The 12,641-nt window shown below is 71.3% G+C and carries 10 protein-coding genes; 6 read left to right on the top strand and 4 right to left on the bottom strand.

The window, feature by feature from the left end; translation table 11 throughout:
• Positions 1 to 188 precede the first annotated feature (188 nt).
• Entirely contained in the window at positions 189 to 1,160 is a 972-nt protein-coding gene (locus ACQHII_RS05275) for an ATP-binding cassette domain-containing protein (protein WP_427918107.1), read from the top strand.
• Positions 1,157 to 1,948, top strand: a complete 792-nt coding sequence (locus ACQHII_RS05280; RefSeq protein WP_427918108.1) for an ABC transporter permease — start codon at positions 1,157 to 1,159, stop codon at positions 1,946 to 1,948. The genes ACQHII_RS05275 and ACQHII_RS05280 overlap by 4 nt, the downstream gene beginning before the upstream one ends.
• Here the strand turns inward: ACQHII_RS05280 and ACQHII_RS05285 are convergent.
• The 3 genes from ACQHII_RS05285 to ACQHII_RS05295 form a co-directional block, all read right to left on the bottom strand.
• Positions 1,929 to 5,051, bottom strand: coding sequence for an ATP-binding protein (locus tag ACQHII_RS05285; RefSeq protein WP_427918109.1), 3,123 nt, complete (start codon positions 5,049 to 5,051; stop codon positions 1,929 to 1,931). The two genes, ACQHII_RS05280 and ACQHII_RS05285, sit on opposite strands and share 20 nt — an antisense overlap.
• A 75-nt stretch (positions 5,052 to 5,126) precedes the next feature.
• Positions 5,127 to 5,861: a TIGR03943 family putative permease subunit gene (locus ACQHII_RS05290; protein WP_427918110.1), complete on the bottom strand. Its 735-nt coding sequence runs from the start codon at positions 5,859 to 5,861 to the stop codon at positions 5,127 to 5,129.
• Complete coding sequence (locus tag ACQHII_RS05295) at positions 5,858 to 6,904, bottom strand: permease (protein WP_427918111.1); 1,047 nt, start codon at positions 6,902 to 6,904, stop codon at positions 5,858 to 5,860. The genes ACQHII_RS05290 and ACQHII_RS05295 overlap by 4 nt, the downstream gene beginning before the upstream one ends.
• 49 nt (positions 6,905 to 6,953) lie before the next feature.
• Here ACQHII_RS05295 and ACQHII_RS05300 point away from each other — a divergent pair, with 49 nt between their 5' ends.
• The gene (locus tag ACQHII_RS05300) at positions 6,954 to 7,796 is read left to right on the top strand and encodes a PhzF family phenazine biosynthesis protein (RefSeq protein WP_427918112.1); all 843 of its coding nucleotides are present in this window, start codon (positions 6,954 to 6,956) and stop codon (positions 7,794 to 7,796) included.
• Positions 7,797 to 7,918: 122 nt separating this feature from the next.
• Here the strand turns inward: ACQHII_RS05300 and ACQHII_RS05305 are convergent, their stop codons facing one another.
• On the bottom strand, positions 7,919 to 8,599 hold the full coding sequence (locus tag ACQHII_RS05305) for a FadR/GntR family transcriptional regulator (RefSeq protein ID WP_427918113.1): 681 nt from the start codon (positions 8,597 to 8,599) through the stop codon (positions 7,919 to 7,921).
• 332 nt (positions 8,600 to 8,931) lie between these two features.
• Here ACQHII_RS05305 and ACQHII_RS05310 point away from each other — a divergent pair, with 332 nt between their 5' ends.
• The 3 genes from ACQHII_RS05310 to ACQHII_RS05320 are packed head-to-tail and all read left to right on the top strand — an operon-like array spanning position 8,932 to position 12,634.
• A complete protein-coding gene (locus ACQHII_RS05310; protein ID WP_427918114.1) occupies positions 8,932 to 9,828 on the top strand; it encodes a proline iminopeptidase-family hydrolase in 897 nt (298 codons plus the stop codon).
• A 56-nt stretch (positions 9,829 to 9,884) separates the two neighbouring features.
• A complete protein-coding gene (locus tag ACQHII_RS05315; protein ID WP_427918115.1) occupies positions 9,885 to 11,609 on the top strand; it encodes an ABC transporter substrate-binding protein in 1,725 nt (574 codons plus the stop codon).
• Positions 11,597 to 12,634: an ABC transporter permease gene (locus tag ACQHII_RS05320; protein ID WP_427918116.1), complete on the top strand. Its 1,038-nt coding sequence runs from the start codon at positions 11,597 to 11,599 to the stop codon at positions 12,632 to 12,634. Before ACQHII_RS05315 ends, ACQHII_RS05320 begins: the two co-directional genes overlap by 13 nt.
• Positions 12,635 to 12,641: the final 7 nt, after the last annotated feature.

The raw sequence follows: 12,641 nt of genomic DNA on the forward strand, positions 1-12,641 counted from the left end.
GATGATTTCCGGCCCGACCCCGCCTTCACACCGCATGTGCCCCAATGACCCGTTAACTCTCGGATGTGCCAGGAGATCGGGACATGAACCCCACGGGAGCGACCGGCGGCGGGCCCGTACGGCCGGTTCCCGGGCAGTGAAACCGTCGTGAAACCGCGTTGAATGCGGCCTGCCGCACGCTCTGCGGCATGACTTCAACGACATCGCACTCACTGGGCATCGCGGCCAAGGGGCTGCGCAAGGCCTACGGGGACAAGACGGTCCTCGACGGCATCGACCTGGCGGTACCGGCCGGCACGGTGTTCGCCCTCCTCGGCCCGAACGGCGCCGGCAAGACCACTGCCGTCAAGATCCTCTCCACCCTCATCGCCGCCGACGCCGGCGAACTGCGCGTCGGCGGCCACGACCTGGCCGCGGACCCGCAGGCCGTACGGGCCGCCATCGGCGTCACCGGGCAGTTCTCCGCCGTCGACGGTCTGATCACCGGCGAGGAGAACATGCTGCTCATGGCCGATCTGCACCACCTGCCCAGGAAGGAGGGACGGCGGGTGGCCGCCGAACTCCTCGCCCGCTTCGACCTCACCGAGGCCGCGAAGAAGCCCGCCTCCACCTACTCCGGCGGCATGAAGCGCCGCCTCGACATCGCCATGACGCTGGTCGGCAGCCCACGGATCATCTTCCTCGACGAGCCGACCACCGGCCTCGACCCGCGCTCCCGCCACACCATGTGGGGCATCATCCGCACGCTGGTCGCCGACGGGGTCACCGTCTTCCTCACCACCCAGTACCTGGACGAGGCCGACGAACTCGCCGACCGCATCGCGGTGTTGAACGACGGCCGGATCGCCGCCGAGGGCAGCGCCGAGGAACTCAAACGGCTCGTCCCCGGCGGACACGTCCGGCTCCGCTTCACCGACCCGGCCGCCTACCAGTCCGCCGCCACCGCCCTGCGCGAGGTCACCCGCGACGACGAGGCGCTGTCGCTCCAGATTCCCAGCGACGGCAGCCAGCGCGAACTGCGCGCCGTACTGGACTGGTTGGACGCCGCCGGTATCGAGGCCGACGAACTGACCGTGCACACCCCCGACCTCGACGACGTGTTCTTCGCCCTCACCGGCGACAGCAAGGTCCCCCACCAGTCGAAGGAGAACGCCCGATGAGCACTCTCGCCCTCGCCGTCCGCGACTCGGCCACGATGCTGCGCCGCAACCTGCTGCACGTCCGGCGCTACCCGTCGATGACCCTGAACCTGCTGCTCACCCCGATCATGCTGCTGCTCCTCTTCGTCTACGTCTTCGGCAACGTGATGAGCGCGGGCATCGGCGGTGGCGGCGCCGACCGCTCCGACTACATCGCCTATCTCGTCCCGGGCCTCCTGGTGATGACCATCGGCAGCACGGTGATCGGCGCCGCGGTCTCCGTCTCCATGGACATGAGCGAGGGGCTCATGGCCCGCTTCCGCACGATGGCGGTCTACCGCGGCTCCGTCCTCATCGGGCACGTCGTCGGCAGTGTGCTCCAGGTCCTCGCCAGTCTGGTCCTCGTCGGTGCCGTCGCGGTGGCCATCGGCTTCCGGTCCACGGACGCCACCGTCCTGGAGTGGCTGGCGGCCTTCGGGCTGCTCGCGCTGTTCGCCCTGGCGCTCACCTGGATCGCGGTCGGGATGGGCATGGCCAGCCCCAACCCCGAGGCGGCAAGCAACATGGCGACCCCGCTGATCCTCCTCCCGCTCATCTCCAGCGCCTTCACCCCGGCCGACACGATGCCGGGCTGGTTCCAGCCGATCGCCGAGTACCAGCCCTTCACCCCGGCCATCGAGACCCTGCGCGGTCTGCTGCTGGGCACCGGGATCGGCAACAACGGGTGGATCGCGCTCGCCTGGTGCGTCGGGCTCACCGTGCTCGGCTACCGCTGGTCGACGGCACAGTTCAACCGCGACCCGAAGTAACCGCCATGACAGCGCGGGCCGCCTCCCGCAGCTCGTCCCGCTCCAGGGCGGCGTACTCCGACACCGCGTCGGCGTACGCCGCCCTGTCGGCGTCCTCGGCCGCCCGGCGGGCACGCTCCGCCGACATGGTCGGCTGGAAGTCGCGCAGCACCCGCAGCCGTTCGGCGAGCGCGATCAGCCGTACGGCGGAGGCGTCGCCGGAGACGATCCCGGCCATGCCGAGGGCGTGCAAACCCGTCCCGAACAAGGGGAGTTCCATGGGCGAGCGGGCGGGCCCCGCGAGCAGGGTGCACAGTCGCTGCCGCATCCGGTCGACCACGTCCGTGACGAGTCCGAGCCGGTCGGCGTGCGCGTGGGCCGTCACCGCCGCCGACTGGACCTGGAGCAGCCACCGGTCGTAGAAGGGGTCGTCGTTCCCCGTCGAGCCGGCCTCGGGGATCGCCTCCACGTTGCGGCGCCACAGGCCGAGTCCGACCTCCGTCAGCCCGCGGGCGAGCGCGATCTCGGCACGGCCGCCGAAGTCGGGGCTGTAGACGTCGTCCTTCTGCGCGGGGTTGCGCTCCTCCGCCTGCCGCAGCCAGTACTCGGCCTCGTCGGGTTCGCCGCGTTGCAGACAGGCGAGGACCAGGCCCCAGCGGACGCCGATCGAGTCGTGCTCGTCACCGAGGCGCGGCAGCGCCGCGAGCGCCGCCCTGAGACTCTCGTACGCGGCCTCGCCCTGTTCTGTCTGGAGGCACAGTTCGCTCAGCCGGGCGTGCCCGAGGACCTGGAGGAAGGGGTGGTCGACCGGTGCCAGTGCCGCGATGCTGCGCCGGGCGGAGGCGAGGGAGCGGTCGATGTCGTGCTCGTACTCCCAGACGTAGGTGGCGACGCACTCGGCGATGCCGGCGAGCAACGGCCGCTCGCTGGCGCAGAGTTCGCGCAGCACGCCGTAGTCCGGGGGCAGCATCTCGGGGACCGCGCCGAGCACGGCCGAGATGGCGCGCAGCAGGGTGTCCGGCGGGGCCGGGGGCAGCCGCCGGAGGGTGACGAGCTGCCGTACGACCTGCGGGCCGAAGCCCATGAACAGGCTCGCCGTGCACAACACCGCGGCGGCGCGGGCGACTTCGACGTATTCGGGCTCCGGGTAGTAGTGCGACAGCGGCGGGCCGGTGTCCGCGGCGAGCGCGGTGAGGCGGGGGTAGCTGGAACCGGTCGACCACAGGGCGGCGAGGACCGCGGTGAGGGCGGCGATGGTGGGGCAGTCCGTACGGGCCAGGGCGTACCGCAGGGCCAGCACGAGGTTGTCCTGCTCACCCCTGATCCGCTCCCAGGCGGCCCGCGGCTCCGAGCCGAAGAACCAGTCGTGGTACGCGACCCCGAAGTCCCGCGCCCAGAGCAGGAATTGGTCTACGGCCGTCTCGTCCTCGCCCGCCTCGGTGCGGCGGGCCGCGCTGAACTCCCGTACGGTCTCCAGCATCCGGAACCGTACGCCCGCCGGGGTGTCGGCGACGGTGAGCAGGGACTGGTCGGCCAGTTGCTCCAGGAGGAACAGCGGGTCCTCGCGGAGGACTTGCTCGGCCGCCTCGGCGAGGAAGCCGCCGGGGAAGACGGAGAGGGTGCGCAGCGCGGCCCGGGCGTCCTCCGCGAGGAGGTTCCAGCTCCACTCCACGACCGCGTGCAGCGTGCGGTGCCGCTCGGGTGCGTCGCGTGCGCCGCCGCGCAGCAGGGCGAACCGGTCGCCGAGGCGCCGGGCGATGTCCGGCACCGAGAGGACCCGCACCCGCGCCGCGGCCAACTCCACTGCGAGCGGCAGCCCGTCGAGGTGGCGGCACAGCTCGGTCACCGCGTCCGACGGCAGTTCGACGCCGGGCCGGGCGGCGCGCGCCCGCTGGGTGAACAGTTCGACGGAGGTGCCGAGGCCCAACTCCGGGAGTGCGTACACCACTTCCGAGGTCAGACCCAGCGGGGCGCGGCTGGTGGCGAGCACCCGCAGGTCCTTCGAGGACGAGACGAGGGCCTGGACGAGGGCTGAAGCACCCCGGACGATCTGTTCGCAGTTGTCGAGGACCAGCAGCGCGGGCCCGCTGCCGAGGATGCCGAGGACGGCGGTCACCGGGTCGCCGGCGGCGGGCCCGCTCATGCCGCCCGCGCCGAGCGCGGCGGCCACCTCGGCGGCCACGTCCGCGTCGGCCGTGACGCCGGCGAGCGGCACGAAGTACACGACGCGCTGTTCGGCCCGGCGGCTCACGGCGTGCGCGAGCCGGGTCTTGCCCAGGCCGCCGGGGCCGACGACGGTGACGGCGCGGGAGGTGTGCAGCGCCCGCTCGACGGCCGCGATGTCCTCGTCCCGGCCGAGAAGGGGGTTCGGCTCGTGCGGCACGCCGTGTCGGACCACGGGTGCCTCGCCGTTCAGCAACTCCTTGTGCACGGCCTTGAGTCCGGCGCCGGGGTCCGTGCCGAGGTCGTCGCGGAGTTCGCGGCGGTACGCCTCGTAGCGCATCAGCGCGGCGGACGGGCCCGCCGACGCGGCCTCGCCGCGCAGGAGTTCGGCGAGCACCTCCTCGTCGCGCGGATGCTCCGCGGCGGCTGCGGCGAGCGGGCCGGCCGCCTCCGCGTGCCGCCCCAGGCGGGCGAGCGCGAGGGCCCGCGCACGGGCGAGCGTGGCGTGGACGGGGGCGCGCTCGGCGCGCAGTACGGCCACCGGGTCGGCGCTGTCGGGGTCGCCGTCGGGGGTGCCCTCCCACAGGGCGAGTCCGGCCTCGGCGGCGGCCAGCGCTCCCGCGTGGTCCCCGGCCCGGGACCGGTCGGCGCTGACCGCCGCGTGCAGGAGCAGGGCGGAGCTGTCGACCTGGTCCTCGGCGAGGGTGAGCCGGTAGCCGGTCGGGGTGCTGGCGATGACGTCGGCGCCCAGCTGGGAACGGGCCCGGGACACCAGGACCTGGACCGCCTTGCCCGGCCGTTCCGGCAGCTCGTCCGGCCACAGCCCCGCCACCAGCCGCTCGGTGCTGCAGCCCGTGCGCAGGTCGCCCGCGAGCAGCGCGAGGAGCCCGCGCAGCCGGGGCGCGGTGACTTCCTGTCCGCGGTGGGCGACACGGGGCAGCAGGGTCAGATCGGTGGTCACCCGTGCAGGTTAACCAAGGTCGGGGCGCCGCGACTCCCGCTGTCCGAACGCCTGTGTCGGCAGCGGCAGTTCGCGTCACCGGGTGGGGGTGAGGGGCAGGTCGTCCGTGAAGGCGTTGACGGGTTGGGCGATGCGCCGGGTGCCATGGACGTCGAGGGCCGCCGCCGCGGATTTCGTACCGAGGGCGCCCTGGGTGTGCCAGGTTCCGGTGACAGCCAGCCAGGTGTTGGCGGGCGGGGCCGGGGTGCCGTACATCCGGATCTTGACGGTCTGGGCGTCCGCCGCGCAGCAGGTGAAGATGATCCGGGTCAGGTCCCAGACACCGCCCTGTCCCGGTGTCACGAAGCCGGTCATCTCGACCGTACGGCCCTTGATGGCCCGTTCCTTGTCCTGCTGGACCCGGGTGGTGAAGTCCGTGAGGGTCATCGGGAGGGGTGAGGTCGCGGGCAGTGCGGCGAACCCCTTCTGCTGTTTGACGGTCTCGCTGCCGGCGTGCGCGGCCGTGTAGGCGCCGAGGGCGGGCGGGGCGTAGAGGAGGAGGCTGAGCGCGGGGAGGAAGAGGAGCCAGGCGATGCGGGGTGCGGTGGAGTGGTCGTGCCCGTGGGCGTGGTCGTGGTCCTTCTTGTCACCGGTGGCGCGGTCGAACGCCCCGTGGGCCAGGCCCAGGAGCAGCAGGAGGACGCCGGAGACGATCAGCAGCGGGTGCAGGCCCTCCTTGACGTAGCGCAGGTAGAGGTCGGTGAAGAGGGCGGTGTGCAGCAGGCCCAGGCCGGTCAGGATCAGGAGGGTGATCTGTGCGGTGCGCTTCACAGCAGGGCGCCTCCGATCAGGACGCTGGCGGCCACGGCCACGACGGTGGTCGCGGTGGAGAAGCGGACCGCGAAGGCCCGGCCGAAGGTGCCGGCCTGAAGGGCGATCAACTTCAGGTCCACCATGGGGCCGACCACCATGAAGGCGAGCCGGGCTGTGGGTGAGAAGCCTGTGAGTGAGGCCGCCACAAAGGCGTCCGCCTCGGAGCAGACCGCGAGGACCACGGCGAGCGCGGCCAGGAACAGCACGGAGAGCCAGGGCGAGCCGGAGAAGGTGTCGAGGACGGAGCGCGGGACGGTCACGTTGAAGGTGGCCGCGGCCATCGCGCCCAGCACGAGGAAGCCGCCCGCGTGCAGGAAGTCGTGCTGGAAGCCGAGCCGGAACTCCGTGAAGCGGCTGTGTCCGTGCTGGTGTCCGGTGTGCCGGACGACCGGGCGCAGCCACTCCGCGCGGCCGAGCCAGAGCCAGAGCCAGCCCATGACGGCGGCGGTGGCGAGCGAGGCGAGCAGCCGGGCCAACACCATGGCGGGGCTGCCGGGGAAGGCGACGGCGGTGGCGGTCAGCACGATCGGGTTGATCGCGGGCGCCGAGAGCAGGAACGCGAAGGCGGCGGCGGGGGTGACGCCCCGGCGGATCAGGCTGTTGGCGACCGGCACGGACGCGCATTCGCAGCCCGGCAGGACGGCTCCGGCGAGGCCTGCCACGGGGACGGCGAGCACGGCACGCTTGGGCAGCACCTTGGTGAACAGGTCCGCCGGCACGAAGGCGTTGATCGCCCCGGACAGGGCGGTGCCGAGGAGGAGGAAGGGCAGTGCCTGCACGGTGATGGCCAGGCAGACGGTGCGCCAGGCGGCCACGGCGGGGCCGTTGAGCCACGGTGTGCCCGACAGCAGGAAGGCGGTGATCGCCAGACCGAGGACGGTGACGACCGCCGTCGTCGGCGGGGGTCTGCGCGGGAGGCGGCGGCGCCGTCGCCCGGGTGGGTGGACGGTGGCCGGGGCCACCGCCTCCGTCACATCAAGCAGCTCATCCGTTTTTGGCATATTTGCTCCGAATGTCTGATGTTGCGACAGAACATAGTACGGTTCTCGCGTGATAAGCCGACTGTCCGTCACGATCGTCCGCGCGTGTCTGCGCGAGGGCGCCGGCGGAAGCCCCACCGCGGTGCTGGACGAGGCGCCGTTGAGCGAGGACGAGCGGCGCCGGGTGCCGGTCCTCGCGGGGACCTCGCACGCCGTCTTCGTCTCGGTGCGCGGGTCCGGGGTGTCGCTCCGCTTCTTCACCGCCGAGGGCGAACTGCCCGCGTGCGGCCACGGTACGGTCGCCGCCCTCGCGTACCTCGCGGCGCGCGCCCGGGGCACGGGGTACCGGGGCGTCCTGCGCACCGCGGGGCGTTCGTTCGCCGGCCGGGCGGTACGGGAGGGGACACGGTTCCGTGCCGTCTTCGAGCCGGGTCCCGTCGAGTTGCGCGAGCCGACCGCCGACGAGCGCGCACTCGTCCTGCCCGCACTGGGCGTCACCTCGGACACACTCGCTCCAGGCGCCCGCGTGGCCTCGGTCGGGCGGGCGCGCCTGCTCGCCCCGGTCGCCTCGCGCACCGAACTCGCCGCGCTGGCACCGGACTTCGAGAGGCTCCGCGCGGCCTGCGACCGGTTCGGACTGCTCGGCTGCTACGTCTACTCGGTGCCGGAGCGCTCCGGGCGGATCGCGGCCCGCATGTTCGCGCCGTCGATCGGCGTCCCGGAGGACATCGCGAACGCCAACAGCACCGCGTGCCTCGCCGCCGACCTGGCCGAACGCGGCATCAACGAGATCGCCGTCGACATGGGCGACTCCCTGGGCAGCCCGGCCACGATCACCGCGAGCGCGCGACCCGTGCTGCGACTGGGCGGCATCGCGGAAGTCGGCGGTTTCGTACGGAAGTTGAGCGTCTGAGCGAACCTGGTGAAGTCGACTACTGGTCGGCAGCGCCGCCAAGGGGCGCGGGGAACTGCGCGACCGGCCACGACGGCGGGGCAGACGAACGACGGCACATCTCGGCATATCCAGCGAAGCGCTTAGCGGGCCCGGACCCGCTCCAGTACGTCACGGATCAGGTCGGCGCTGATGGTGAAGTGGCCGCGGGCGATCTCCTCGGCACGCTCGGGCTCGCCCGCCGCGATGGCCTCGTACAGGGCCTTGTGGTCCTCGCCGCCCTGGTGGAAGTGGGTCTGCTCGCCCCTGCCCCAGGGTTCGACCGGGAAGCCGAGGCTGATGCGGGCCAGCAGGTCCTGGCTGAGCATGACGATCTGGGGGTTGCCCGTGGCGGCGCGGACGGCCTGGTGGAAGGCGCTGTCCGCGGTGTGCGCGTCGCGCGGGGTGCTCGCGGTGAGGTAGGCGGACAGGGCGTCCTTCATGGGGTCGAGGTCCTTGGAGCCCCGGCGCCGGGCGGCCGTCGCGGCGACCATGCCCTCGACCAGGCCGCGCAGGTCGAAGAGCTGCTCGAACTCCTCCCAGCGGGGCAGCAGGGTGTGCCGGACGGCGGCGGCCGTCGCCTCCGTCCAGGTGTCGCGGACGTAGGTGCCACCGTTGCGGCCGCGCCGGATCTCCACCACGCCCACTGCTTGGAGCCGGGCGACGGCCTCGCGCACGGTGGGGCGGCTGACCCGCAGCAGCCCGGTGAGTTCGCGCTCGGCGGGCAGCCGCTCCCCCGGCAGGAAGTCGCCGACGGCGATCGCGGTGAGGAGGCGGTCGGACACCTCGTCGACCGCCGACGCCACCCGGACCGGGCGCAGCGCGGAGGACGGGGAGCCGCCGAGGAGGACACGGTCGAGGACACGTGAGAACTCGTCCCCGGCCTCGGATGCCTCAGGTACGGATGTCAGTTGTCCTCCCCCTTCAATGCCGCTGCTGTAAACGCGGGCGGGCCACGTGAACTCGTCGTTACGTCTTGCCCAGCCCCCGCTAAAAGGTCTTGTGCGCTGACCTTTTACCCAATCACTATCGCAGCCATCCGTCACATCCTTTTCGTTTCAGCCAGAGGCCAGGCCCGAGAACGGCCTGGCGGACGGCCCGCCTGGGAGGCCCTCGCGTGGCGATTCCCGAACCGAATCACACCGGCACCGTCGACTTCAACGGCCACTCCACCTGGTACCGGATCACCGGCACACCCGGCCGGACACCCCTGGTCGTCCTGCACGGCGGCCCCGGCGCCGGTCACAACTACACCCTCAGCATCGCGGGCATCGCCGAGCAGGGACGCCAAGTGGTGCACTACGACCAGCTCGGCACCGGACTGTCCACCCATCTGCCCGACGAGGGCGCCGACTTCTGGACCGTCCAGCTCTTCCTCGACGAACTGGACAATCTCCTCAAGGAGTTGGGCATCGCCGATGCCTATCACCTCCTCGGCCAGTCCTGGGGCGGCATGCTCGCCGCCGAGCACGCGGTACGGCGGCCGGCCGGGCTGCGTGGGCTGGTCATCGCCAACTCCCCCGCCTCCATGGAGCTGTGGCTCGCGGCGGCGGCCGAACTGCGCGGCCAGCTGCCGCCCGAGATCCAGCGCACCCTGCTCGCCCACGAGGCGGCCGGAACCACCGACCACCCCGACTACCTCGCCGCCGAGCAGGTCTTCAACGAACGCCATGTGTGCCGTATGAACCCCAACCCGCCCGAGGTACAGGCCACTTGGGAGAACATCGCGGCCGATCCGACCGTGTACCACACGATGAACGGGCCGAACGAGTTCCATGTCGTCGGCACCATGAAGGACTGGTCCGTGATCGACCGGCTGCATCTGGTCGAGGCACCGACCCTCCTGGTGTCCGGACGGTACGACGAGGCGACCCCCGAGACGCTGCGGCCGTTCGCCGACCACATCCCCGACGTGCGCTGGCACATGTTCGAGCACTCCAGCCACATGCCGCACGTCGAGGAGGAAGAGCTCTACCTCCGGGTCGTGGGCACCTTCCTCGACTCCACCGACTGAGCCTTCGGCCCACCCCGGCCGACCCAACAGCCCTTCCTCCGACGGGAGTTCCCTGGATGTCCCGCACCACGAGACGGAGCGCGTTCGCCGCCGCCACCGTCGCCCTCGCCCTGACGACCGCCGCCTGTTCGTCCTCCGACAGCAGCTCCTCCTCCGACGCGACCACGTCCTCGTCGGCGTCCGGCTCCTCCGCCTTCCTGCCGCAGCACAAGGGCGGCACGCTGAAGCTGGTCGCCCATGCGGCCGCCGGCAGCTTCGATCCGCAGGTCAACTACACGCTCCAGTACTGGCAGTTGTACCAGTCGATGTACGACGGACTGCTGTCGTTCAAGAAGGTCGGCGGCCAGTCGTCGTTCACGGTCGTCCCGGACCTGGCCGCGGCGATGCCGAAGGTCACCAACGGCGGGAAGACGTACACCTTCACGCTCCGCAAGGGCATCACCTTCTCCAACGGCAAGGCGCTGACCACCGACGACGTGGTGGCGTCCTTCCAGCGGATCTTCAAGGTCTCCAGCCCCACCGCGGGCACCTTCTACAACGGCATCGTCGGCGCCACCGCCTGTCTGAAGACACCCGCGTCCTGCACCCTCAAGGGCGGTGTGACCGGCGACGCGACGGCGAACACGGTCACCATCAACCTCACCGCGGCGGACTCGGAGTTCCCGTACAAGCTGGCCGTCCCGCACGCCAGCATCGTGCCGAAGGACTCGCCGACGAAGGACGCGGGCACGAAGCCGCTGCCGACGACCGGCCCGTACATGGCGGCCTCCTACGACCCGAACCGCGAGCTGAAGCTGGTGCGCAACCCGCACTTCAAGGAGTGGTCGCGGGAGGCCGAACCGGAGGGGTACCCGGACGAGATCGACTACACCTTCGGGCAGACCGTCGAGTCCGAGGTCACCGCCGTCGAGAACGGCCAGGCGGACTGGATGTACGACCCGCCGCCCGCCGACCGCCTCAACGAGATCGGCACCAAGTACACCTCGCAGGCGCATGTGAACCCGCTGACCGCGTTCTGGTACGCGACGCTGAACGTCAACATGGCCCCGTTCAACAACAAGTTGGCGCGCCAGGCCATCAACTGGGCCGTCGACCGGTCCGCCGTGGTGCGGCTGTACGGCGGCACCAACCTCGCCTCCCCCGCGTGCACGATCCTGCCGCCAGGCTTCCCCGGGCACGTCGACTCCTGCGACTACACCAAGGGCGGCGGCAAGACGTGGACGGCCGCGGACCTCGCCACGGCCAAGGCGCTGGTGAAGCAGTCCGGTACGGCGGGGCAGGAGGTCGGCATCGTCACCCAGGACGACGACGTCAACAAGTCGATCGGGCAGTACCTCCAGAGCCTGCTCACCCAGCTCGGCTACAAGGCGACGCTCAAGCCGCTGTCGGGGAACATCCAGTTCACCTACATCCAGAACACCAAGAACAAGGTCCAACTCGCCCTGACGTCCTGGTACCAGGACTATCCGGCGGCCTCCGACTTCCTCAACGTGCTGTTCTCCTGTGCCGCGTTCCACCCGGGCAGCGACTCCAGCATCAACATCTCGGGCTTCTGCGACAAGAGCGTCGACGCCAAGATGCAGACCGCGCTGAAGACCGCGCAGACCGATCAGACGGCCGCCAACACCCAGTGGGGCGCGATCGACCAGGCGATCATGCGGCAGTCCCCCGTCGTCCCGCTGATCAACCCGAAGATCATCGACTTCACGTCGAAGCGGCTGGGCAACTACCAGTTCAGCAAGCAGTTCTACATGCTCGTCGGCCAGACATGGGTCAAGTGAGCACCGCCGCACCCGAGTTGGCCACCGCGGAGGCCCGGCGCTCGCCGGGCCCCTGGCGGACCGCCGGCGCCGACCTGCTGCACAACAGGTCGGCGCTGGCCGCGGCCGTCGTCCTCTTCCTCGTCGTCCTGGCGACCCTGTGCGCACCGCTGTACGCGCACCACATCGCCCACACCGACCCCTTCCAGTCCCATGTCTCCGGTACCACGGTCGTCGACGGGAAGACCGTGCCGGTGCTCACCCCGAGCAGCACCGGCCTCGGCCTCGGCGTCACCCCGATCGGCCCGACCTGGGACCCCGCCCATTACTTCCTCGGCGCCGACAACCAGGGCCGCGACGTGATGGCCCGGCTGCTCTACGGCGGCCGGACGAGCCTGTTCATCGGGTTCACGGCGGCGCTCCTCACCTGCGCCCTCGGCACGGTCGTCGGAGTCGTCGCCGGGTACGCGGGCGGTGTCGTCGACGCCGTCATCTCCCGTGTCCTGGACGTCATTTGGGCCTTTCCGGTGTACCTGCTGGCGATCTGCCTCTCGGTCGTCCTGCTCACCGACGGACTGCACCTCGGCCCGCTCACCGTCGAGGCGGGAAGTCTCTGGCTGCCCGTCGCGATCATCGCGGCGATCTATGTCCCGTACATCGCACGCCCGTTGCGCGGCCAGGTGCTGGTGCTGCGCAACAAGGAGTACATCCAGGCGGCCATCGGCTCGGGGGCGCCGACCGTGCGCATCCTGCGCCGCGAGGTGCTGCCGAACGTACTGCCCACGGCCATCGTGTTCGTCCCGCTGATGACCGCGCTCGCGATGCTCACCGAGTCAGCGCTGTCCTTCCTGTCGGTCGGTGTCCAGCCGCCGGACGCCAGTTGGGGCACGATCATCGAGGACGGACTCGGGCTGCTCTACACCCGGCCCGCGGTGACGATCGCGCCCGGCCTGCTCATCGCGCTGACCACGGCGGCGCTCAACGTCCTCGGCGACGGCGTGCGCGACGCGCTCGACCCGGGCGCCCGGCTGCGCGGAGGGGTGTGACGGCGCC

It is taken from the genome of Streptomyces sp. cg40 (assembly GCF_050320165.1).
GTDB classification, from domain to species: Bacteria; Actinomycetota; Actinomycetes; order Streptomycetales; family Streptomycetaceae; genus Streptomyces; species Streptomyces hokutonensis.